At 70.8% G+C, this 23,013-nt stretch carries 21 protein-coding genes and 1 tRNA gene; 7 read left to right on the top strand and 15 right to left on the bottom strand.

Features of this window, described 5'->3' with window-relative positions; all coding sequences use genetic code 11:
* Positions 1–145: 145 nt before the first annotated feature.
* Both G3I77_RS23630 and G3I77_RS23625 read right to left on the bottom strand, forming a co-directional pair.
* A complete protein-coding gene (locus G3I77_RS23630; protein WP_248506903.1) occupies positions 146–601 on the bottom strand; it encodes a CAP domain-containing protein in 456 nt (151 codons plus the stop codon).
* Positions 602–1,123: 522 nt separating this feature from the next.
* Positions 1,124–1,205: transfer RNA gene (locus G3I77_RS23625), tRNA-Tyr, on the bottom strand.
* Between the two features lie 220 nt (positions 1,206–1,425).
* Here G3I77_RS23625 and G3I77_RS23620 point away from each other — a divergent pair.
* A complete protein-coding gene (locus tag G3I77_RS23620; RefSeq protein WP_033309004.1) occupies positions 1,426–1,914 on the top strand; it encodes a YajQ family cyclic di-GMP-binding protein in 489 nt (162 codons plus the stop codon).
* A 99-nt stretch (positions 1,915–2,013) separates the two neighbouring features.
* Here G3I77_RS23620 and G3I77_RS23615 read toward each other — a convergent pair whose 3' ends face one another.
* Entirely contained in the window at positions 2,014–2,280 is a 267-nt protein-coding gene (locus G3I77_RS23615) for a GlsB/YeaQ/YmgE family stress response membrane protein (protein ID WP_030839776.1), read from the bottom strand.
* Between the two features lie 194 nt (positions 2,281–2,474).
* On the opposite strand from G3I77_RS23615, the gene G3I77_RS23610 reads away from it, so the two are divergent.
* A complete protein-coding gene (locus G3I77_RS23610; protein WP_248506901.1) occupies positions 2,475–3,731 on the top strand; it encodes an APC family permease in 1,257 nt (418 codons plus the stop codon).
* Positions 3,732–3,971: 240 nt separating this feature from the next.
* Here the strand turns inward: G3I77_RS23610 and G3I77_RS23605 are convergent, their stop codons facing one another.
* The 12 genes from G3I77_RS23605 to G3I77_RS23550 all read right to left on the bottom strand — a co-directional run bounded on the left by G3I77_RS23605 (position 3,972) and on the right by G3I77_RS23550 (position 15,914).
* Entirely contained in the window at positions 3,972–4,364 is a 393-nt protein-coding gene (locus G3I77_RS23605) for a YccF domain-containing protein (protein ID WP_248506900.1), read from the bottom strand.
* A complete protein-coding gene (gene htpX, locus G3I77_RS23600) occupies positions 4,361–5,224 on the bottom strand; it encodes a zinc metalloprotease HtpX (RefSeq protein ID WP_248506899.1) in 864 nt (287 codons plus the stop codon). The genes G3I77_RS23605 and htpX overlap by 4 nt, the downstream gene beginning before the upstream one ends.
* Positions 5,225–5,476: 252 nt before the next feature.
* Positions 5,477–7,000 carry an NADH-quinone oxidoreductase subunit N gene (locus G3I77_RS23595; protein WP_248506898.1) on the bottom strand — a complete coding sequence of 508 codons (1,524 nt, stop codon included), beginning with the start codon at positions 6,998–7,000 and terminating at the stop codon, positions 5,477–5,479.
* Positions 6,997–8,571: an NADH-quinone oxidoreductase subunit M gene (locus G3I77_RS23590; protein WP_248506897.1), complete on the bottom strand. Its 1,575-nt coding sequence runs from the start codon at positions 8,569–8,571 to the stop codon at positions 6,997–6,999. Before G3I77_RS23590 ends, G3I77_RS23595 begins: the two co-directional genes overlap by 4 nt.
* Before the next feature lie 6 nt (positions 8,572–8,577).
* Complete coding sequence (locus G3I77_RS23585) at positions 8,578–10,572, bottom strand: NADH-quinone oxidoreductase subunit L (protein ID WP_248506894.1); 1,995 nt, start codon at positions 10,570–10,572, stop codon at positions 8,578–8,580.
* Positions 10,569–10,967: an NADH-quinone oxidoreductase subunit NuoK gene (gene nuoK / locus G3I77_RS23580; RefSeq protein WP_248506892.1), complete on the bottom strand. Its 399-nt coding sequence runs from the start codon at positions 10,965–10,967 to the stop codon at positions 10,569–10,571. The genes G3I77_RS23585 and nuoK overlap by 4 nt, the downstream gene beginning before the upstream one ends.
* A complete protein-coding gene (locus tag G3I77_RS23575; protein WP_248506890.1) occupies positions 10,967–11,638 on the bottom strand; it encodes an NADH-quinone oxidoreductase subunit J in 672 nt (223 codons plus the stop codon). Before G3I77_RS23575 ends, nuoK begins: the two co-directional genes overlap by 1 nt.
* Positions 11,635–12,330: an NADH-quinone oxidoreductase subunit I gene (locus tag G3I77_RS23570; protein WP_248506888.1), complete on the bottom strand. Its 696-nt coding sequence runs from the start codon at positions 12,328–12,330 to the stop codon at positions 11,635–11,637. Before G3I77_RS23570 ends, G3I77_RS23575 begins: the two co-directional genes overlap by 4 nt.
* A 2-nt stretch (positions 12,331–12,332) precedes the next feature.
* The gene (locus tag G3I77_RS23565; protein WP_248506885.1) at positions 12,333–13,301 is read right to left on the bottom strand and encodes a complex I subunit 1 family protein; all 969 of its coding nucleotides are present in this window, start codon (positions 13,299–13,301) and stop codon (positions 12,333–12,335) included.
* On the bottom strand, positions 13,298–14,884 hold the full coding sequence (locus G3I77_RS23560) for an NADH-quinone oxidoreductase subunit C (protein ID WP_248506883.1): 1,587 nt from the start codon (positions 14,882–14,884) through the stop codon (positions 13,298–13,300). The genes G3I77_RS23565 and G3I77_RS23560 overlap by 4 nt, the downstream gene beginning before the upstream one ends.
* Entirely contained in the window at positions 14,881–15,516 is a 636-nt protein-coding gene (locus G3I77_RS23555) for an NADH-quinone oxidoreductase subunit B (RefSeq protein WP_248506881.1), read from the bottom strand. Before G3I77_RS23555 ends, G3I77_RS23560 begins: the two co-directional genes overlap by 4 nt.
* Entirely contained in the window at positions 15,507–15,914 is a 408-nt protein-coding gene (locus tag G3I77_RS23550; protein WP_248506878.1) for an NADH-quinone oxidoreductase subunit A, read from the bottom strand. Before G3I77_RS23550 ends, G3I77_RS23555 begins: the two co-directional genes overlap by 10 nt.
* Positions 15,915–16,137: 223 nt before the next feature.
* Between G3I77_RS23550 and G3I77_RS23545 the strand changes: the two genes are divergently transcribed.
* From G3I77_RS23545 to G3I77_RS23525, 5 genes are all read left to right on the top strand, one after another.
* Positions 16,138–17,361 (top strand): sensor histidine kinase, encoded by a 1,224-nt coding sequence (locus tag G3I77_RS23545; RefSeq protein WP_248506876.1) that lies wholly within the window; start codon positions 16,138–16,140, stop codon positions 17,359–17,361.
* A gap of 236 nt (positions 17,362–17,597) precedes the next feature.
* Positions 17,598–18,959 (top strand): sensor histidine kinase, encoded by a 1,362-nt coding sequence (locus G3I77_RS23540; RefSeq protein ID WP_248506874.1) that lies wholly within the window; start codon positions 17,598–17,600, stop codon positions 18,957–18,959.
* Between the two features lie 225 nt (positions 18,960–19,184).
* Positions 19,185–19,844, top strand: coding sequence for a response regulator transcription factor (locus tag G3I77_RS23535; RefSeq protein WP_308311412.1), 660 nt, complete (start codon positions 19,185–19,187; stop codon positions 19,842–19,844).
* A gap of 161 nt (positions 19,845–20,005) precedes the next feature.
* On the top strand, positions 20,006–21,934 hold the full coding sequence (locus G3I77_RS23530; protein ID WP_248506871.1) for a 2-oxoacid:acceptor oxidoreductase subunit alpha: 1,929 nt from the start codon (positions 20,006–20,008) through the stop codon (positions 21,932–21,934).
* Positions 21,927–23,006 (top strand): 2-oxoacid:ferredoxin oxidoreductase subunit beta, encoded by a 1,080-nt coding sequence (locus G3I77_RS23525; protein ID WP_248506869.1) that lies wholly within the window; start codon positions 21,927–21,929, stop codon positions 23,004–23,006. The genes G3I77_RS23530 and G3I77_RS23525 overlap by 8 nt, the downstream gene beginning before the upstream one ends.
* Positions 23,007–23,013 lie beyond the last annotated feature (7 nt).

Genomic DNA, 23,013 nt, shown 5'->3' with positions numbered 1-23,013 from the left:
GAAAGTGGCAAGGAGCGGGTGACTCCTTGCCTTTCCTTTTGCCGCTTCCGCCTCTCCCTCTTCCTTGGGGAATGGATCGACTTCTTTGCGGAATGAATCGACGGCAGCGGCACGCGGTGTGCCGAGGAAAAGGGGCAGCACCGGCTCAGTAGCCCGTGGCCAGGTCCAGCGTCCACCAAGGTCCTCCGTCGCCCTTCGCGACGCCGACCCCCGCGTGGATGTAACGGCAGGTCAGGATGATGGCCCGGTGCTCGGGGCTGTCGATCCAGGTACGGACGGCGGACTCGGGCGTGCCGGGGCCGGCGGCGATGTTCTCGGCGATGTGACCGGGGTGGTAGCCGCCGTCCCGCATCCGGGCGGCCGGGCTGCTGCCGTCGGTGCCGGTGTGGGTGAGGCGCTGCCCGCGGGCCATGTCGGCGCCGTGCCTCTGGGCGGCACGGTTGAGGGAGGCCTTCAGCCGCACGGGCTTGCAATCGGCCCGGGCGCGCTGCCGGTTGACGGCGTCGACGGCCTCGGCCGCCACATCGTCGTGGACCTGGCCCGGGCGGGTGTGGGTGCCGCTGTCCCGGGGTTGGACCGGCCAGGGAGCCCCAGGGGCCACGAGTGCGCCTCCTCATACGGCGGCGGCATCGGCACGGGCGGCCCGACCCAGGCGAAAGAGTGGCTCCCAGGGCGAGCGCGGCCTGCGCATCCCGGTCACCTTCTCCCTCTTCTTTTCTCCGCGTTCTGCGTTCCGCGTTCTGCGTTCTGCGTTCTGCGATCCGTGCATCGCACTGAACACCGTAGCGATATCCACGTCCGCTGTTGCGCCCAGCCGTGCGTTCGGGGGAACGACGTATTTCACGGGAGGTTCGGAAGATCTACTTCTCCTCCCGTGGGGATTCCAGGTCGCTCAGGGTTGCCGGCCGATGAGGTGCCCCGGCATGCACTGAGGCGACGCGACCCCGCCTGCACCCCGGCCATAGCGGGGGCCTCCGGCCGGCTGGTGCGCTGGCGTACGTCGGAGGCCGCGTCGGTGAGTGAGACACCTCACTCCGCCTGCCGCAGGGTCCAGCAGGGTTCGAGAAACGAGAAACCCCCTCTCAACTGCGTTTCCGCAGTTGAGAGGGGGTCTTCCCCAGTGTGGCGGCGCCAGGATTCGAACCTGGGAAGGCTGAGCCGGCAGATTTACAGTCTGCTCCCTTTGGCCGCTCGGGCACACCGCCGGGGTTGCTGCCCGTCGAGCCGCTCTTCCGCGGCGCTCCGTGGCAACGACGTAAACAATACCCGATGGGGAGGGGTGCTTCGCCACCCGATTGATCGGCGCTCGGCGGGCCGGGGGTGGCTAGGCTTGTCCGGATGCGGCCCGGGACCTGAACGGGCCCTGCGACCGCCCGCATACGCCGGTACGCACGATACGCACCCCGATACAAGGAGCCACAGGACATGGCCGACTCCAGTTTCGACATCGTCTCGAAGGTCGAGCGGCAGGAGGTCGACAACGCACTCAACCAGGCCGCCAAGGAGATCTCGCAGCGCTACGACTTCAAGGGCGTGGGTGCCTCGATCTCGTGGTCCGGTGAGCAGATCCTCATGGAAGCGAACTCCGAGGACCGGGTGAAGGCCATCCTCGACGTCTTCCAGTCCAAGCTGATCAAGCGGGGCATCTCGCTGAAGGCTCTGGACGCGGGCGAGCCCCAGCTCTCCGGCAAGGAGTACAAGATCTTCTCGTCGATCAAGGAGGGCATCTCCCAGGAGAACGCCAAGAAGGTGGCGAAGACCATCCGCGACGAGGGCCCCAAGGGCGTGAAGGCGCAGGTGCAGGGCGAGGAGCTGCGGGTCAGCTCCAAGAGCCGTGACGATCTGCAGGCCGTCATCACCCTGCTGAAGGGCAAGGACTTCGACTTCGCGATGCAGTTCGTGAACTACCGGTAGGTCCGGTCCCCCGGGCTCCCGCCCGCACGGATACGAGGAAGGGTGGGCACCACGGGTGCCCACCCTTCGCGTCTGCCGGCTGTCATCGCTGGGGCGCGGTCAGTCGCGCGAGTTGCCGAACAGGAGGCGGTAGGCGATCAGCAGCACGAGCGATCCACCGATCGCCGCTGCCCAGGTCGCACCGTCGTAGAAGCCCTTGGTGATCGGGTGGTCCATCCAGCGGGCCGATATCCAGCCGCCGATGAACGCGCCCGCGATGCCGATCAGGGTCGTGCCGATGAGGCCGCCCGGGTCACGCCCCGGCAGCAGGAACTTCGCGATGGCTCCGGCCAACAGTCCCAGGATGATCCAGCTGATGATGGTCATGCCGTGAACCTGCCCTTTCACATTGTGCCCGCACTGTCCCGGCCATGTGATCTTGCTTTCGGCCAGACCGGGCCCGTGCGTCGTACGTCGGGCGTCCGGCGCGCGGCCTCCTTGCCGCGCACGTTCACGCCGTCTTGGTGGGGAGGACGTCCTGGCCGCACCCGCTGGTTGCACTGATCAGTAGGGTGCGAGGCATGACAGCCCCCGCTCCCGGACTGCGCCGCACCCTCGGCCTGGGTGACGCCGTCGTCATCGGACTCGGCTCGATGGTGGGAGCCGGGATCTTCGCCGCCCTCGGGCCGGCCGCGCACGCGGCCGGATCCGGACTGCTCCTCGGGCTCGCCGTCGCCGCTGTGGTCGCGTACTGCAACGCCATGTCGTCGGCCCGCCTCGCCGCCCTGTATCCGGCCTCGGGCGGCACGTATGTGTACGGGCGGGAGCGGCTCGGGGAGTTCTGGGGGTATCTCGCGGGCTGGTCGTTCGTGGTTGGGAAGACGGCCTCTTGTGCGGCGATGGCGCTCACCGTGGGCACGTACGTCTGGCCGGAGCAGGCGCACGCGGTGGCGGTCGCGGCCGTGGTGGCGCTGACCGCGGTGAACTACGGCGGTGTTCAGAAGTCCGCGTGGCTGACGCGGGTCATCGTGGCTCTGGTCCTGGCTGTCCTCGCTTTCGTGGTGGTTGTGTGCCTTGCGTCCGGTGAGGCCGATGCCGGGCGGCTGGACATCGGGGCCTCGGGCGGGGCGGACGGGGTGCTGCAGGCGTCCGGTCTGCTGTTCTTCGCCTTCGCCGGGTACGCCCGGATCGCGACCCTCGGCGAGGAGGTGCGGGATCCGGCGCGCACCATTCCGCGGGCGATCCCGCTGGCGCTGGGCATCACGCTGGTGGTGTACGCCGGTGTGGCGGTGGCTGTCCTTTCGGTCCTCGGGCCGGGCGGTCTCGGGGACGCCACGGCGCCGCTGGCCGACGCGGTGCGGGCGGCCGGGGCGCCCTGGCTCGTGCCGGTCGTGCGGATCGGTGCGGCCGTGGCCGCGATGGGCTCGCTGCTCGCGCTGATCCTGGGGGTGTCGCGGACGACGCTGGCCATGGCCCGGGACCGGCATCTGCCGGGGGCGCTGGCCGCCGTGCATCCGCGGTTCCAGGTGCCGCACCGGGCGGAGCTGGCCGTGGGTGCGGTGGTCGTGGTCCTGGCCGCCACGGTGGACGTCCGGGGCGCTATCGGGTTCTCCTCCTTCGGTGTGCTGGCGTATTACGCCGTGGCCAACGCCTCGGCCTGGACGCTGTCTTCGGCGCCGGCGGCGCGGGTGGTGCCGGTGGTGGGGCTGGCCGGGTGCGTGGTGCTGGCGTTCTCGCTGCCCGGGGTGTCGGTGGCCGTGGGCGCGGGGGTGCTGGTGGTGGGGGTGGTTGCGTACGCGGTGCGGCGGTGGAGGAAGGCCGGGGCAGGGAGGGGGTAGGGCGGCGGACCTCCGCTACAGCCCGGGCCTTCAGGAGCCTCTCGGCCCGGGTCTTTCGGGGCCCCTGGGCTCGGGGCGCGAAGGAACGGCCCTCACGCGGGTGTTGTGGGTCTCGGTCATCACTCGGGTCGGCAACTGCTCGATCGCGGTCATGGGTTCATCATGCGGGCCGCCACTGACAGCAGGGCGGGCCTGTGGACAACCCCTGGCCTGTGGAAAACGGAGGAGCCGGCCCCTCCGTCAGCGCACCGCGAACGGCTCGTCCGTCCGCACGATGTCACGGCCGAGCGGGAGCAACGAGACCGGGATGAGCTTGAAGTTGGCGATGCCCAGCGGGATGCCGATGATCGTGACGCACAGAGCGATGCCGGTGGCGATATGGCCGAGGGCGAGCCACCAGCCCGCGAGCACCAGCCACAGCACGTTGCCCACACAGGACGGCGCGCCCGCGTCATGGCGCTCGATCGTCGTGTACCCGAAGGGCCACAGGGCGTAGACGCCGATACGGAAGGCCGCGACGCCGAACGGGATGCCGATGATCGTGATGCAGAGGAGCAGGCCCGCGAGCATGTAGGCGAGGAACAGCCAGAAGCCGCTCAGGACGAGCCATATGACGTTGAGAATGGTCCTCACTGGTTCCCACCTGCCATCTTCTCGAGCCGGGCAATGCGTTCCGCCATCGGCGGGTGTGTGGAGAACATCTTCGAGAGGCCCTGGCCGGGCCGGAACGGGTTCGCGATCATCATGTGGCTGGCGGTCTCGATGCGCGGCTCGGGCGGCAGCGGGAGCTGCTTCGTGCCGAGTTCGAGCTTGCGCAGGGCGCTGGCCAGGGCGAGCGGGTCGCCGGTGAGCTGGGCACCGGAGGCGTCCGCCTGGTACTCCCGGGATCGGCTGATGGCCAGTTGGATGACCGAGGCGGCGAGCGGGCCCAGGATCATGATCAGCAGCATGCCGAGCAGACCGGGGCCGTCGTCGTCGTCCGACCGTCCGATGGGGATCAGCCAGGCGAAGTTGACCAGGAACATGATGACGGAGGCGAGGGCGCCGGCGACCGACGAGATGAGGATGTCGCGGTTGTAGACGTGGCTGAGTTCGTGGCCGATGACGCCGCGCAGCTCGCGCTCGTCCAGCAGCCGAAGGATGCCGTCGGTGCAGCACACTGCGGCGTTGCGTGGGTTGCGGCCCGTGGCGAAGGCGTTGGGTGCCTCCGTCGGGGAGATGTACAGGCGCGGCATGGGCTGGCGGGCCTGGGTGGAGAGCTCGCGGACCATGCGGTAGAGCGCCGGGGCCTCGAACTCGCTCACCGGTCGGGCGCGCATCGCACGCAGTGCCAGTTTGTCGCTGTTCCAGTACGCGTACGCGTTGGTGGCCAGCGCTACCAGGACGGCGATGACGAGCCCCATGCGGCCGAAGAAGCTGCCGATGACGATGATGAGTGCGGACAGTCCCCCTAGGAGGATCGCTGTCCTGAGCCCGTTGTGCCGGCGGTGCACGGTGCGCCCTCCAAGTGGTGCGGCAGGGGGACCCTTGCTTGCTGAATGCAGTGCCACTGGTGCCGCGTTCTCACGTCCAGTGGACCCTCCCGTACTGGTCAACGCCAGGCGGGAGGCTCTAGTTCCCTTGTGCGTGCGGCGGCGGGTGTGGACTGTCCGGGTGACGGCACCGGGAAGCGGCACGCGCGCGTGGGAGCGGGTGCCCCACGCGCGCGCGGTGTGAGCGGCCGTTTCCCGGCGCGCCCGGTTCGTTCAGAAGAGCCCGGTGTCGGTGAAGCGCAGGACCATCTGGGGTGCGCCGGACAGGACGATGCCGAGGACACCGGTCAGGGCGATCGCGGCGGTGACCGGGCCGGGGACGCGGTGCTTCTCGGGCTCGCCTTCGGGGGCGCGGAAGAGCAGGGCCGTCCACTGGAGGTAGTAGAACAGCGCGATGACGACGTTGACGGCCATGACCACCGCCAGCCAGCCGAGGCCGGCGTCGACGGCCGCCGAGAAGACGGTGACCTTGGCGAAGAGCCCGATGATGCCCGGCGGCAGCCCGGCGAGACACAGCAGGAAGAACGCCAGGAGGAGCGCGGACAGGGGGCTGGAGGCGTACAGGCCGCGGTAGTCGGCGACGCGGTTCAGGGTCTTCGTCCGGCCGACGAGCGCGGCCACGGCGAAGGCGCCGAGGTTCACGGCGCCGTACATCAGGGCGTAGGCCACGGTGGAGCCGATCGACTTCTCGGCGTCCCCGGAGTACGCGGCGGCGGCGATCGGCACCAAGAGGTAGCCGGCCTGGCCGACGGAGGACCAGGCGAGCAGGCGTACCGCGCTGTACGCGCGCGTGGCCTGCTGACGCAGGGCTCCGACGTTGCCCACGGTCATGGTGAGCGCGGCCAGGGCCGCCAGGGCGGGACCCCAGACGTCGGCGTACGACGGGAGGGCCACGACCGTGACGAGGATCAGTCCGCTGAAGCCGACCGCCTTGCCGATGACCGACAGGTAGGCCGCGATCGGCAGAGGCGCCCCCACGTAGGTGTCGGGCACCCAGAAGTGGAAGGGCACGGCGGCCGTCTTGAAGGCGAAGCCGACGAGGGTGAGGACGACGCCGGTCTGGGCGAGCGTGTGGAACTGCCCGTCCACGTTCTGGATACGGTCGGCGACCTGGGTGAGGTACAGGGTGCCCGTGGTGGCGTACAGGAAGCTGATGCCCATGAGGCTGACCGCGGTCGCGGTGACCGAGGACAGGAAGAACTTGAGGGCCGCTTCGGAGGACTTCCGGTCGCCGTACCGCAGGCCGACCAGTGCGAAGGCGGGCAGGGAGGCGACCTCCAGGGCGACGATCAGGGTCGCGAGGTCGCGGGAGGCGGGCAGGAGGGCGGCGCCGGCCGCGGAGGACAGCAGCAGGAACCAGTACTCGCCTTCGGGGAGTTCCTTGCGGGCGTCCTTCAGGGCGGTGACCGAAAGGAGGGCGGCGAGGAGGGCGCCGCCGAGGACCAGGAACTGGATGACCAGGGTGAAGCGGTCGGCCGTGTAGCTGCACACGGTGGCGTCGCCGGTCAGGCAGAAGGTGCTGCGGTCGCCGTCCAGCAGGGGCAGCAGCAGCACCGTGGCGGCGGCCAGGCCCGCCACCGACGTCCAGCCGAGCAGAGCCTTGCGGTGCTCGGCGACGAACAGGTCGGCGACCAGGACGACGAGTCCGACGACCGCCGCGATGGTGGGCGGCGCGATCGCGAGCCAGTCGACGGACTGGACCAGCGACTCCGCCAGGGGCTGGGCCGGGGAGCTCATCGGGTGCCTCCTGCGAGGAGCTGCTGGACGGCCGGGTCGCTCAGGCCGAGGAGAGCCCTGGGCCACAGGCCCGCGACGACGGTGAGGACGACGAGCGGGGTCCAGGCCGCGAACTCGTAGGAGCGCACGTCAGTGAATTTCGGGGCGTCCTGAGGCAGCGCGCCCATGCAGACGCGGCGGACCACGATCAGCAGGTACGCGGCCGTCAGCAGCGTGCCGAACGCGCCGATCGCCATGAAGGTGAGGAAGGCGGGACGGCTGAGGCCCGCTGCCGGCTGGAACGCGCCGAACAGGGCCAGCATCTCGCCCCAGAAGCCGGCCAGGCCCGGCAGGCCGAGCGAGGCGACGGCGGCGAAGGCGAGCAGGCCGCCCAGGCGCGGGGCCTTGCCGTAGAGGGCGGCACCGGTCTCCTCGGCGAGGGTGTCGAGGTCGGTGGTGCCGGTGCGGTCCTTCAGGGCGCCGACCAGGAAGAAGAGCAGGCCGGTGATGAGGCCGTGGGCGATGTTGGCGAACAGGGCGCCGTTCACGCCGGTCGGGGTCATCGTGGCGATGCCGAGCAGGACGAAGCCCATGTGGCCGACGGAGGAGTAGGCGATGAGGCGCTTGAGGTCGCCCTTCGCGCCCTGCTTGGCGAGGGCCAGACAGGCCAGCGATCCGTAGATGATGCCGACGACGGCGAGGGCGGCGAGGTAGGGCGCGAAGACGCGGAACCCGTCCGGTGCGACGGGCAGCAGGATCCGGACGAATCCGTACGTTCCCATCTTCAGCAGGACGCCCGCCAGGAGGACCGAGCCGACGGTCGGCGCGGCGGTGTGGGCGTCGGGCAGCCAGCTGTGCAGCGGCCACATCGGCGTCTTGACCGCGAGTCCGATCCCGATCGCCAGAACCGCGATGACCTGCACGGATGTGGTCAGCGACCGGCCGTTGTCAGTGGCGAGTGCCATCATGTCGAACGTGCCCGCCTTGATCCCGATCAGGAGCAGGCCGAGCAGCATGACCACGGAGCCGAGCAGCGTGTAGAGGATGAATCGCCAGGCGGCCTGGCTCCGGCCTTCACCGCCCCAGCGGGCGATGAGGAAGTGCATCGGGATGAGGACCATCTCGAAGGCGAGGAAGAACAGCACCAGGTCGAGGACGGCGAAGGTCGCGAGCGTGCCGGACTCGAGGACGAGCAGCAGGGCGACGAAGGCCTTCGGGGTCGGCCCCGCGGGCATCTTGAAGTACGAGTAGAGCGCGCAGAGGAAGGTCAGCAGCGCGGTCAGGACCAGGAGGGGGAGGGAGATGCCGTCGATGCCGAGGTGGATGCGTACGTCAAGTGCGGGGATCCAGCTGATGTCCGTGCTGGCCTGCATCTTCGACGGCTGGTCGTGGTCGAAGCCGACCGCGAGGACGATCGCCGCGACGAGGACCGCGCCGGTGACGGTCATGCCGTGCCGGAGCACGGCCTGCTCGGGTGACTTCCCCTTCAGCCCGGGCGGGGCCGGCAGGAGAGCCGCGGCGGCGCCGAGGAGCGGGCCGACGACGACGAACGCCAGAAGGAACTGCATCACGGACTCGTTGATATCGATCACGCCTGCTCACGCTCCCGTGGCGACGAGGACGGCGGCGACCGCGAGGACGACGGTGCCGGCGAGCAGCGCGCTCACATAGGTCTGGACGTTGCCGGTCTGGGCGCGTCGTACGGCGGCGCCGAGCCAGCGTGGCAGCGCACCCGCACCGCGGACGTAGGTCTCGACGACCTCGCGGTCGAGGAACCGGACGAGGCTCGCTCCGGCCTGGACGGGCCGGACGAAGAGGGCCGTGTACACGGCGTCCAGGTGGAAGCCGGCGGCCGCGTGCCGGTGCAGGGGGCCGAGCAGCAGGCGTCCCGGGTCCGCGGGGTCCGGCGCGTAGGCGATGTCCCCGTAGGCCGGCTTGTGCGTGGCGATCGCCTCCGCCTCGACCTGGGCGGCGTCGCCCTCCGGGTGGGCCGCGACCGCGCCGAGCGGGACGCGGGCGGTGAGCGCGGTGGTGTGCCGCCAGGCCGCGTAGGTGACGATGCCGCCGACCAGGGCCACGCCCGTGCCGAGCACGGAGGTGGTCAGGGTCGGGCTGAGGTCGCGTCCGTCGAACCAGTCGGGCAGCAGGCGGAACGCGAACCCGCCGAGGGCCAGGGACGGGGCGGCGAGCACCCACAGCACGACGGTCATCGTCAGCGGCTGCCTGCCGTGGTCGGGGGCTTCGATCCCCCGGCCCCGGAAGGCCAGCAGCCACAGGCGCATCGCGTAGGCGGCGGTGAGCACGGCCGTGAGCAGGCCGGCGACGAGGACGATCCAGCCCGCTGCGGCGGGGGCGTGCTCGGTGTGGCCGGTGACGACGTGCTCGGCGACTCCGAGGACGGCCTCCTTGGAGAAGAAGCCGCTGAACGGGGGGATCGCAGCGAGCGCGAGCAGCGCCACGGTCATCGTCCAGTAGGCGTCGGGGACGCGGCCGCTCAGGTTGCGCATGCGGGACATGGCGGCGAGCGAGTTGGTGCCGGCGGCGTGGATGATCACGCCCGCGGCGAGGAACAGCAGCGCCTTGAAGGCACCGTGGGACAGGAGGTGGAAGACGGCGGCGCCGCGGTCGCCGACCGCGAGGGCGCCGGTCATGTAGCCGAGCTGGCCGATCGTCGAGTAGGCGAGGACGCGCTTGATGTCGTCCTGGGCGAGCGCGGCGAGCGCCGAGCCGGCCATCGTGACGGCGGCCATGACGGCGAGGACGACCATCGCGGCCTGGGAGGCCTCGAAGACCGGAAGGAGACGGGCGATGAAGTAGACACCGGCGGCGACCATCGTCGCGGCGTGGATCAGCGCGGAGACGGGGGTCGGGCCCGCCATCGCGTCGGGGAGCCAGGTGTGCAGCGGGAACTGCGCCGACTTGCCCGCCACGCCCGCCAGGAGCAGCAGGGCGATCAGTGTCGGGTGGTCGAGCCCGCCGCTCGCGACGGTGCCGAGGATCCGGGTGATGCGGAACGAGCCGGCGTCGGTGGCCAGGGCGAAGAGGCCGATGAGGAAGGGGACGTCGCCGAGCTTGGTGACCAGGAAGGCCTTGAGGGAGGCGGCGCGGGCCTCCGGGGTCTCCCAGTAGTGGCCGACCAGGAAGTAGGAGCAGATGCCCATGACTTCCCAGCCGACCAGCAGCACGATCAGGTCGCCGGAGTAGACGACGAGGAACATCGCGGCGGTGAACAGCGAGACGAGAGCGGCGTAGGAGGGGTAACGCGGGTCGTCGCGCAGGTAGCCCGTCGAGTAGATCTGCACGCAGGAGGCGACCAGGCCGACCAGGACCGCGACGAGGGCGGCGAAGCCGTCGATGTGCAGGGCGAGCTCGATCGGGACCGAGCCGGTGGGGGTGAGTTCCGTGGCCGAGTCGACGGCCGCGCCGCCGCCCTGGCGTACGGCGACCAGCGCGGCGAGCACCAGAGAGGTGAGCGTCGGCAGGACGGCGAGCGGACGGACGAAGCCGGGCGCCGTGCGGCCGAGGAGCAGGCCGGCGGCGGCGCCGAGGAACGGAAGGAGGGGAACAAGAACGGCGAGGGTGGTCGTGGTCACGCGGTGGCCTCAGCCTTCTGGGCCTCGTCGGACTGCTCGGCCGCGCGGGCGTCGTGGTCGGGGTCGTCGGGGTCGTGCCGTTCGGCGGTGTCGCGGAGCTTGTCGATGTCCGCGGTGCCGCGGTTGCGGTGGACGGCGAGGACGATCGCCAGGCCGATGCCGATCTCGGCGGCGGCGATGGCGATGGTGAACAGGGTCAGGGCCTGGCCGGAGTGCAGGGTCTCCTCGGCGGTCCTGCTGAGCCAGACGTCGAAGGCGACCAGGTTGAGGTTGACGGCGTTGAGCATCAACTCGACCGACATCAGGACCAGGATCGCGTTGCGGCGGGCGAGGACGCCGTACAGGCCCGTGCAGAAGAGGAGGGCGGAGAGCACGGCGGGATAGGCGAGGTGCATCAGCGGGCACCTTCCTGATCGGAACTCTCTGTGACCGTTCGGGAACTCTTGGTGGCACTCCGTGAGTTCACAGGGGGAGAGCTCGACTCCGCCTTCGCCTTGCGGGACAGGACGATCGCGCCGACCAGTGCGGCGAGGAGGAGGACGGAGAGGGCCTCGAAGGGGAGGACCCAGTTCTGGAAGAGGCTCGCGCCGGTGGCCTCGGTGGAGCCGGCGGCGGCACCGTCCAGGTCGATCCAGGTGGTGCGGAACGCGTCGACGACGACCCAGACCAGGGCGGCGGCAGCGGCGACGGCCACGGTGAGGGCGGCCCAGCGGTTGCCGGAGTCGGCGTCCGGGGAGCGACCGATGGGGGCCCTGGTGAGCATCAGTCCGAACAGGAGGAGGACGACGACGGAACCGACGTAGATGAGGACCTGCACCCAGGCGATGAACTCGGCGGTGAGCAGGAGGTACTCGACGGCGAGGCCACCGAGGGTGACCACCAGCCACAGGGCGGCGTGCACCAGTTGCCGGGTGGTGACGGTGACGAGCGCGGCGCCGAAGGTGACCAGGCCGACGAGGAGGAAGGCGATCTCGACGCCGGTCGGGGAGAGGAAGCCGTGGGTTTCGGCGGCGGCCCCGGTGGTCGGGCCCGTCGCGAGGAGAGCGGCGGTCGCGGCGAGGGTCATTCCGAGCCCTCCTGCCCCGGCTGGGGGTGATCCGGCGTCGAGTGACCCGGCTTCGGGAGATCCGGCTTCGGCTGGTCGGTCTGCTGCTTGGAGTCGCCCTGCGGCCGGGTGGGCTGCTCGGCGGCGCGGGCCTGCTCGTCGGCGTGGGGTTCGGTGGCCGGCGGGGCCTGCTGGGCGGCGAGTTTGTCGGCGGTCTTGCGGGCGGTGGCGAGTTCCTTCGGCTCCTCCGCGCCGGGGTCGAGGGCCGGCGGGGCCGGGACGGTCCACATCCACTCGCGGAGCTTGTCGCGCTCATGGGTGAGCTCGCGGATGTCCGTCTCGGCGTACTCGAACTCAGGGGACCAGAAAAGGGCGTCGAAAGGACAGACCTCGATGCAGATGCCGCAGTACATGCACAGGGAGAAGTCGATGGCGAAGCGGTCGAGGACGTTGCGGCTGCGCTCGCGGCCGCCCGGGGTCGCCGCCGGGACCGTCTCCTTGTGGGAGTCGATGTAGATGCACCAGTCGGGGCACTCGCGGGCGCACAGCATGCAGACCGTGCAGTTCTCCTCGAACAGGCCGATCACACCGCGGGTGCGGGGCGGGAGGTCGGGCTGGGCGTCCGGGTACTGCGCGGTGACGGACTTCTTCGTCATCGTGCGGAGGGTGACGGCCAGGCCCTTGGCGAGGCCACTGCCAGGAATGGGGGCCATGGTTACTGGATCACCACCTTGACGATGCCGGTGAGGGCGATCTGGGCGAGGGAGAGGGGGACGAGGAGGGTCCAGGAGAGCTTCTGGAGCTGGTCCTCGCGCAGGCGGGGATAGGTGACGCGCAGCCAGATCACGAGGAAGGCGAGGACGGCTGCCTTCAGCAGGGTCCAGACCCAGCCGAGGCCGTCGGCGCCCCAGGGGCCGTGCCAGCCGCCCAGGAAGAGGACGGTGGTCAGTCCGCACAGGACGACGATTCCGGCGTACTCGGCGAGGAGGAAGAGAGCGAAACGGAGGCCGGTGTACTCGGTGTACGCGCCGAAGATGATCTCCGAGTCGGCAACGGGCATGTCGAAGGGCGGGCGCTGGAGTTCGGCGAGGCCGGCCACGAAGAAGACGATCGCGCCGACGATCTGCCAGGGCAGCCACCACCACTCGAAGGCGTCGAGGATGCCGGTGAGGGAGACGGTGCCGGCCGCCATCGCCACCGAGGCGGCGGTCAGGAGCATCGGCAGTTCGTAGGCGAGGAGCTGGGCGGCGGTGCGCAGACCTCCGAGCAGGGAGAACTTGTTCGCGGACGCCCAGCCGGCCATGAGCGAGCCGAGGACGCCGACGCCCATGACGGCCAGGACGAAGAAGACGCCCGCGTCGATGACCTGGCCGACGGCTCCCTCGCCGGGGCCGATGGGAATGGCGAGCAGGACGAGGAGGTACGGCAGGAGGGCGACGGCGGGGGCCAGCTGGAAGATGCGGCGGTCGGCGCCCGCGGGGACGATGTCCTCCTTCTGCGCGAACTTCACGCCGTCGGCGATCAGCTGGGCCCAGCCGTGGAAGCCGCCGGCGTACATGGGGCCGAGGCGGCCCTGCATGTGGGCCATCACCTTGTGTTCGGTCTGGCCGATGACCAGAGGGAAGGTGAGGAAGACGACGAAGACGACCAGAAGTCGCAGGGCGACGTCGAGCACGTCGTTCACTGCGGGCCTCCTGTGGGGTCCTCGGGGTTGTCGGGCTTGTCGGTGGGCTTCGCGTTGTCGCCCGTGGGCTTCGGACTGTTCGCCGACTTCGGAGTGCCGGGGGTGCCCGGGGTGTCCGGGGTGTCCGAGCTCTCGGGGCTGTCCGAGGACTCCGGGTTGTCCGAGGACTCCGGGTTGTCCGCGGGCTCGGAGGGTTGCGACCCACCCGACGGCTCTGAAACCGGCACCTGCGCTGCCTCCGGCGACGGTTCGGGGGCCGGTTCGTCGAAGGCCGGACGGGCGTGATGCCAGGGGGCATCCGAGCTGCGTGGGGTGCTCGCCGTCCTGCCTGGCCGGCTGTCGCCGCGGTCGGACCCTGTCCTCTGGCTCGCGCTGCCCTCCGATGCGCTGCGCGCCCGGCGCGGTCCCGCCGACAGGGTCGGGGCTCCGGCCTCAGCGGCCGACGGCTCGGAACCGGTCGACGGCTCCGAACCAGTCGTCGGCGTCGCGGAATCGGTGGCTGCTGCTCCGGAATCGGGCGTCGCGGCCTCGGGGCCGGAGGTCGGGGACGCGGAACCGGACGTCACGGACTCCGGGCCCGTCGCCGGGGTCCCGGAACCAGTCGCCCCTGCTCCCGAACCGGACGTCGCGGCCTCGGGGCCGGAGGTCGGGGACGCGGAACCGGACGTCACGGACTCCGGGCCCGTCGTCGGGGGCCCGGAATCGGGCGTCGGGGCTGCCGGGGCGCTGGGCTGCTGGCTCGCCGAACCCTGCGACGCCGAGCGGTTACGCCGCGGTCCCGCCGAGGCCGGAGCGGTCGGCTCGCCGGGCGTGGACTGGCTCGCCGAGCCTTCAGCAGCCGTACGCGCACGCCGCCCCGCAGCCGGAGCCTCCGCACCCGCAGCGGGCTGGCTCGTCGAGCCCTCCGATGCCGAGCGGGTGCGCCGTACCGGGCGTTCTCCCGCGGGGCGTGCTGCGCCTCGGGTGGGGCGTTCGCCCGCTGCGCGGCCCGCGCCTCGGGCGGGGGCCGGAGGGAGTTGGCCCTTGAGGGGGCCCCATTCGTTGGGGTCGGGGACGCCGGGCGGGAGCATCTGGCGGCGCTTGGGGCCGCCGTGTTCCGACTCGCCCGGTTCCTTCGCGCCGGGCCAGGCCTTTGCGACGCGGGCGGCGAGGACGAAGTCCTTGCGCAGGGGGTGGCCTTCGAAGTTCTCGGGCAGGAGCAGGTGGTCCAGCGCGGGGTGGCCTTCGAAGGTGACGCCGAACATCTCGTGCGTCTCGCGTTCGTGCCACGCGGCACCCGCGTAGACACCGACGGCGGAGGGCAGGGCGGGAGCCTCGTGCGGGACCGTCGTACGGAGGAGGAGGCGTCGCAGCGGGGACAGGGCCGCGACGTGTGCCGTGACGCGGAAGCCCGTGCCCGGTTCGTCGACCGCGCTCAGCCAGTCGAAGTAGGTGCAGCCGAGCCGGTCGCGGGCGGTCTCCAGGGCGGAGATCCAGGCGGCCGCGGGTACGTCGACCGTCAGGACCTCGTACGACTCCTCGGCCGTGGCGTCCGTGCCGAAGAGCTCCTCGGCGCCGGCGGGCAGCCAGCCGACCGCGCTCATCGTCCCTCCCCCGGCGTCGAGTCGGAGCCCGGGGCGGGCGGGGCGGGGGCCGGAGGCTGCATCAGTCCGCTCTGCAGCGCCGCCGCCGAAGGACGCCCCGCGCCGCTGCCGTACCGCTCCCCCAGCGACTCGCGGGCGATCTTCTCCTGGAGCTTGAGGATGCCCTGGAGCAGCGCCTCGGGCCGCGGCGGGCAGCCGGGGACGTAGACGTCGACGGGGATGATCTGGTCGACGCCCTTGGTGACGGAGTACGAGTCCCAGTAGGGGCCTCCGCAGTTGCTGCACGCGCCGAAGGAGATGACGTACTTCGGCTCCGGCATCTGCTCGTAGAGGCGCTTCACGGCCGGGGCCATCTTGTCCGTGACCGTGCCGGAGACCACCATCAGGTCGGCCTGGCGCGGGCCCGGGGCGAACGGGATCACGCCGAGGCGGATGAAGTCGTGGCGGGCCATCGACGCGGCGATGAACTCGATCGCGCAGCAGGCGAGGCCGAAGTTGAAGACCCAGAGCGAGTAGCGGCGGCCCCAGTTGAGGACGACCTTCATCGGCTCGGGGGCGAGGCGGGCCAGGGCGCCGAGCCGCTTGGGCTCGGGCAGCAGAACAGGCTCGGACACCGAGGGGTTCACGTCCATGACAGGACGCCCTTCTTGTATGCGTAGAGCAGGCCGACGGCCAGGAAGCCGAGGAAGATGAACATCTCGACCAGGGTCGTCGCGCCGTAGCCGGGGGCGGCGAAGACGGTCGCCCAGGGGAACAGGAAGATCGAGTCGACGGCGAAGATCACGTAGAGGAAGGCGTACACGTAGTAGCGGACCTGGGTGTGGGCCCAGCCCTCTCCGACGGGGTCGACGCCGCACTCGTACGTCAGGAGCTTCTCGGGGGTGGGGACCACGGGCCGCAGCAGGCGGCCGGCCCCGAAGGCGACGGCGACGAACAGCACGCCGACGACGGCGAGCAGCCCGACGACCGAATAGGACTGGAAGTAGTCCGCCGCGACGACGGTCGTGGTGACGACGGTCGGTTCCGGCACGTCCGTCCCTCGCTCCCTGAAACTCGGACCTGGATCCTGCGACGATGCTGCGGCTCACTGGGGCGCCGCCGTACGACGATCTGTACGCACGGGAGTCTAGGCCCTGATAAGGGCAGGGTAAGCAGCCCGTCACGGCCCGGCATGCGGGGGTGGGGTTTTCCTCAGTTGATCCTGGCGGTCCACCTCATGGCGCCGTCGCCCGCCGCCGGGCACGCTAACGCGTATGACCCAACGCATCCCGTCCTCGGGCACGACGGCGGCCCTGGTGGCCGCGGGGCCGGACGACCGTCCGCCGCCGGCCCGGTTCGCCTATGACCGGCACACGTGGAAAGAGATCGCGCACCTGCTGGCGAACCTTCCGGTCGCGCTGCTCGGTTTCACCTATGTCGTGACGGTGCTGTCCACCGGTTTCGGGCTGACCGTCACGGTGATCGGGTTCCCGCTCCTCGCGGCCGGACTCGTGGGCGCGCGGCAGTTGGGGAGGTTGGAGCGGGCGCGGGCCCGGGCGCTGCTCGGGGTGCGGATCGAGGAGCCGAGCCGGCTGCGGCTGCGCGGCGGGGGCGGCTTCTTCCAGCGGTTGTGGATGCAGCTGAAGGACCCTGTGGGCTGGCGCACGGTCCTGTACGAGTTCATCCGGCTGCCGTGGGGTGTCCTCACCTTCACCGTCACGCTGGCCTCGCTGTTCGTGCTGTGGCCGGTGCTGCCGTTCATCGCGCGGGGGCTGACCAATGCCGACCGGGCCATGGTGCGGGCGCTGCTGTCGCCCTCCGACGAGCTGGAGCGGCGGATCGCCGAGCTGGAGTCGGACCGGGGGGTCGTGGTCGACACGGCCGCGGCCGACCTGCGGCGCATCGAGCGGGATCTGCACGACGGGGCGCAGGCCCGGCTGGTCCATCTGGCCATGGGTCTCGGCCTGGCCAAGGAGAAGGTGCTGGAGGATCCCGACGCGGCGGCGGCGATGGTCGAGGAGGCGCACGGCGAGGTGAAGCTGGCGCTCCAGGAACTGCGGGACCTGGCGCGCGGCATCCACCCGGCGGTCCTGACCGACCGCGGGCTGGACGCGGCCCTTTCCTCGGTCGCCTCGCGCTGCACGGTCCCGGTGAAGGTGACGGTCGATCTGCCGGAGCGGCCGGCCGCGGCCATCGAGGGCATCGCCTACTTCACCGTCTCGGAGCTGCTGCAGAACGTCAGCAAGCACAGCGGGGCGAGGTCGGCCTCGGTGGATCTGTGGCGGACGAACACCCGGCTGCTCATTCAGGTGTGGGACGACGGGGGCGGGGGCGCGAGCCTCGACGGCGGTACGGGGATGAAGGGCCTGGCGGACCGGCTCGACGCCGTCGACGGGCTGTTCGTCCTGGAGTCGCCGGTGGGCGGCCCGACGACGGTCACGGCGGAACTGCCATGGCGCAACCGCACGGACACCGCCGACGCGGGCACCGCCCGCTAGCCCTCTCCACGGCGGACACCGCCGACACGGCCACCGCCCGCAAGCGACCCCGCGAACACCACCGACACGGCCACCGCCCGTCGGCGCCCCCGCGGACACCGCCCTCGGCGCAAGGTCCGGAGGTAGGGAAAACCCCCCGTCCAAGACGCCGACGGACTCCATGGTCCGCCGACCTGCGGCGGAGCAGGGTGGAGGTACGGGAGCACAGCCGCGGGACGAGGAGAAGGACGGCGCCGATGGCCACGGAGTACGGACAGGGATACGGGCTCGACAGCGGGCCCGGGTTCCCCGGGAGCACCGAACGGCGGCACCGGCTGCCGGCCGCGCTGCGGGCGCCGGTCGAGGGCCGCACCTGGCTCGAGCTCACCCATGTGCTGCTCAGCCTGCCGATCAGCATCCTGCTGTTCACCTACGCGGTCACGATGGTGTCGCTGGGGGCGGGACTGCTGGTCACGTTCCTCGGTGTACCGGTGCTGGCGGCGGCGCTCGCCGGGTGCCGCGGCTTCGGGGCGCTGGAGCGGATGCGGGCGCGGGCGCTGCTGGGCCTGGAGGTGGCCGAGCCGGACCCGCTGCGGATGACCAAGCCGGGCGCGATGGCGTGGATGGGGGCCGTTCTCAAGAGCGGCGCCTCGTGGCGGGCCCTGCTGTACGCGGTGCTGCATCTGCCCTGGGCGGTGTTCTCGTTCGTCGTCGCCGTGAACGTGTGGGCGCTGGGCTGGGCGCTGCTGACGTACCCGCTGTGGTGCTGGGTGTTCCCGATGTACGCCGGCCAGGAGGGGATCCAGCTGTACGGCGACGAGACGCACCGAATCTACCTCGACAACCCCTTCGAGATCACGGTGACCGCGCTGGTGGGTCTGCTGTTCACGATCGCCACGCCGTGGATCGTGCGGGCGCTGACGATGGTGGACCGGCTGATGGTGCACGGGCTGCTCGGGCCGTCGCGGCTGGCCTCGCGGGTGGTGGAGCTGGAGTCGGACCGTGGGGTCGTGGTGGACACCGCCGCCGCCGACCTGCGGCGCATCGAGCGGGATCTGCACGACGGGGCGCAGGCCCGGCTGGTGGCGCTGGCGATGGACCTGGGGCTGGCGAAGGAGAAGCTCCAGGAGGATCCGCGGGCTGCCGCGCGGATGGTGGACGAGGCGCACGGTGAGGTGAAGACGGCCCTTCAGGAGCTGCGGGACCTGGCCCGGGGGATCCATCCGGCGGTGCTGACCGACCGGGGGCTGGACGCGGCGCTGTCGGCGGTCGCGTCGCGGTGCACGGTGCCGGTGCGGGTCGAGGTCGACCTGGCGGAGCGGCCGGCGCCGGCCATCGAGGGGATCGCGTACTTCACGGTGTCGGAGCTGCTCCAGAACGTCAGCAAGCACGCGCGGGCCACCTGGGCGGGCGTCGAGGTGTGGCGGACGGAGAACCGGCTGATGCTGCAGGTCGTGGACAACGGCGTGGGCGGGGCCGAGGTGTCCGAGGGATCCGGACTGGCCGGGCTGGCGGAACGGCTCGACGCGGTGGACGGGATCCTGGTGGTGGACTCCCCGGCGGGCGGGCCGACCCGGGTGACCGCGGAGTTGCCGTGGCGGGGGGAGCACGTGCGGTGACCCCGGCGGGGGCCCGGCCCCCGCGAGCCGTGACGGGGCCGGGGGCGATCGCCTCCGGCCTCGAAGCTTCCCCCACCACCCGATCGGCCAGTCAAGAAGCCGGTCCCGTCCCGACACACCCCCCGACCCTGAAATGCTGGACCCGTCGCACGGGTGGGCGCGGAGCCGTTGTGGGCTGCGGACGGGCGGCGTCGGGGTGGGGGGCCGAACATCGTGGAGGACAGGGTGCGGGTGGTCATCGCCGAGGATTCAGTGCTGCTCAGGGAGGGCCTGACCCGGTTGCTGACCGACCGCGGACATGACGTCGTCGCCGGTGTGGGTGACGGCGAGGCACTGATCAAGACCATCACGGAGCTGGACGCGCAGGGCGAGCTGCCCGACGTGGTCGTGGCGGACGTGCGGATGCCGCCGACGCACACGGACGAGGGCGTGCGGGCGGCGGTGCAGCTGCGCAAGGCGCACCCGGGGCTCGGGGTGCTGGTGCTGTCGCAGTACGTGGAGGAGCGCTACGCCACGGAGCTGCTCGCGGGCTCCAGCCGGGGTGTCGGCTATCTGCTGAAGGACCGGGTGGCCGAGGTGCGGGAGTTCGTGGACGCGGTGGTGCGGGTGGCCGGGGGCGGTACGGCGCTCGATCCGGAGGTGGTCGCTCAGCTGCTGGGCCGCAGCCGTAAGCAGGACGTGCTGGCGGGGCTCACCCCGCGGGAGCGGGAGGTGCTGGGGCTGATGGCCGAGGGGCGTACGAACTCGGCGATCGCGCGGCAGCTCGTGGTCAGCGACGGGGCGGTCGAGAAGCATGTCAGCAACATCTTCCTGAAGCTGGGGCTGTCCCCGAGCGAGGGGGACCACCGCAGGGTGCTCGCCGTGCTGACGTACCTCAACTCCTGACCTCCTCAAACCCGGACAAGTCCGGGCGCATGATCATCCCAAAGTCGTGTCCAAGATGCGAATGACACAAAGAAGGCGACCCTTGCGGTCGTAGGGTTGATCCTGGGAGGGCCTGCGGGAAGGCCTGTCCCGGACAGCCGCCTCGAGGGAGGTCCAGTTCAGTGACCAGCCAGGTCAGTAGCCCAGCGGAGCAGGCCGACGAAGCAGTCCTAGGAGAGCAGCGCAAAGCGGCGGGCGCGAAGGATGTCCGTCGCCTCGACCGAGTGATCATCAGGTTCGCGGGGGACTCGGGTGACGGTATGCAGCTCACCGGTGACCGTTTCACCTCGGAGACCGCGTCGTTCGGCAACGACCTGTCGACACTGCCGAACTTCCCGGCCGAGATCAGGGCGCCCGCCGGAACCCTGCCGGGGGTGTCGTCCTTCCAGCTGCACTTCGCCGACCACGACATCCTCACCCCCGGTGACGCGCCGAACGTGCTGGTCGCGATGAACCCGGCGGCCCTGAAGGCGAACATCGGCGACCTGCCGCGCGGCGCCGAGGTGATCGTCAACACGGACGAGTTCACCAAGCGGGCGATGCAGAAGGTCGGCTACGAGACGTCTCCGCTGGAGGACGGGTCGCTGGACGGCTACCACCTGCACCCGGTGCCGTTGACCACGCTCACGGTCGAGGCGCTGAAGGAGTTCGACCTCAGCCGCAAGGAGGCCGAGCGCAGCAAGAACATGTTCGCGCTGGGCCTGCTGAGCTGGATGTACCACCGGCCCACCGAGGGCACGGAGAAGTTCCTGAAGTCGAAGTTCGCGAAGAAGCCCGACATCGCGGCGGCCAACATCGCCGCGTTCCGGGCCGGCTGGAACTTCGGCGAGACCACCGAGGACTTCGCCGTCTCCTACGAGGTCGCCCCGGCGGCCACGGCGTTCCCGCCGGGTGTCTACCGCAACATCTCCGGCAACCTCGCCCTGTCGTACGGGCTGGTCGCGGCGAGCCGGCAGGCGGATCTGCCGCTGTACCTGGGGTCGTACCCGATCACTCCGGCGTCGGACATCCTGCACGAGCTGAGCAAGCACAAGAACTTCGGGGTGCGGACCTTCCAGGCGGAGGACGAGATCGCCGGGATCGGGGCGGCGCTGGGCGCGGCCTTCGGTGGTTCGCTGGCCGTGACCACGACGAGCGGCCCGGGTGTGGCGCTGAAGTCCGAGACGATCGGCCTCGCGGTCTCCCTGGAGCTGCCGCTGCTGATCGTGGACATCCAGCGCGGCGGTCCGTCGACGGGTCTGCCCACCAAGACCGAGCAGGCGGACCTGCTGCAGGCGATGTACGGGCGCAACGGCGAGGCTCCGGTGCCGGTGGTCGCGCCGCGCACGCCGGCGGACTGCTTCGACGCCGCGCTGGAGGCGGCGCGGATCGCGCTGACGTACCGCACGCCGGTGTTCCTGCTGTCCGACGGTTACCTGGCCAACGGCTCCGAGCCCTGGCGGATCCCGGACATCGAGGAGCTGCCCGACCTGCGGGTGCAGTTCGCGCAGGGCCCGAACCACACGCTCGACGACGGCTCCGAGGTGTTCTGGCCGTACAAGCGGGACCCGCAGACGCTGGCCCGCCCGTGGGCGATCCCGGGCACGCCGGGTCTGGAGCACCGGATCGGCGGCATCGAGAAGCAGGACGGCTCGGGCAACATCTCCTACGACCCGGCCAACCACGACTTCATGGTGCGCACCCGGCAGGCCAAGATCGACGGTATTCAGGTGCCCGATCTCGACGTGGACGACCCAGACGGCGCAGGCGCCTTGGTGCTGGGCTGGGGCTCGACGTACGGGCCGATCACGGCGGCGGTGCGGCGGCTGCGCAGAGCCGGGGAATCGGTCGCGCAGGCGCACCTGCGCCATATCAACCCCTTCCCGCGGAATCTGGGCTCTGTGCTGGAGCGTTACGACAAGGTGGTGATCCCCGAGATGAACCTCGGGCAGCTCGCCACCCTCATCCGGGCGAAGTACCTGGTCGACGCCCACTCGTACAACCAGGTCAACGGCATGCCGTTCAAGGCGGAGCAGCTCGCCGCGGCTCTGAAGGAGGCCATCGATGGCTGAGACGTCCTCGCACGGCACGGGCACCATCGAGGCGCTTTCCCTCGTCCCCAAGGCCGAGGGCAGGCAGTCGATGAAGGACTTCAAGTCCGACCAGGAAGTGCGCTGGTGCCCCGGCTGTGGTGACTACGCCATCCTCGCGGCGGTGCAGGGCTTCATGCCCGAGCTGGGGCTGGCGAAGGAGAACATCGTCTTCGTCTCGGGCATCGGCTGCTCCTCCCGCTTCCCGTATTACATGAACACGTACGGGATGCACTCCATCCACGGCCGTGCCCCCGCCATCGCCACGGGTCTGGCGAGCTCCCGCCGCGACCTGTCGGTGTGGGTCGTCACCGGTGACGGCGACGCGCTGTCCATCGGCGGCAACCACCTGATCCACGCGCTGCGCCGCAACGTCAACCTCAAGATCCTGCTGTTCAACAACCGGATCTACGGTCTGACCAAGGGCCAGTACTCGCCGACCTCCGAGGTCGGGAAGATCACGAAGTCGACGCCGATGGGCTCGCTGGACGCGCCGTTCAACCCGGTGTCGCTGGCGATCGGCGCGGAGGCGTCGTTCGTGGCGCGGACGGTGGACTCGGACCGCAAGCACCTGACGGAGGTGCTGCGCCAGGCCGCCGCCCACCAGGGCACGGCACTGATCGAGATCTACCAGAACTGCAACATCTTCAACGACGGTGCCTTCGACGCCCTGAAGGACAAGCAGCAGGCCGAGGAGGCCGTGATCCGGCTGGAGCACGGCAAGCCGATCCGGTTCGGCGCCGACCAGGCCAAGGGTGTCGTGCGGGACCCGCTGACCGGTGACCTGAAGGTGGTCGCGGTGACGCCGGACAACGAGGACCAGGTGCTCGTCCACGACGCGCACTCCGCGTCCCCGACCACGGCGTTCGCACTGTCCCGCCTCGCCGACCCGGACACCCTGCACCACACCCCGATCGGCGTCCTGCGCTCGGTCGAGCGGCCCGTCTACGACACGCAGATGGCCGACCAGCTGGACACCGCGATCGAGCAGCACGGCAAGGGCGACCTGGGCGCGCTGCTGGCGGGCGGCGACACCTGGACGGTCGTGGGCTGACCCGATC

It is taken from the genome of Streptomyces sp. D2-8 (assembly GCF_023184515.1).
GTDB lineage: Bacteria > Actinomycetota > Actinomycetes > Streptomycetales > Streptomycetaceae > Streptomyces.
Note: the sequence above shows the minus strand (reverse complement) of the source record. Positions and strands in the feature narration are given on the sequence as shown.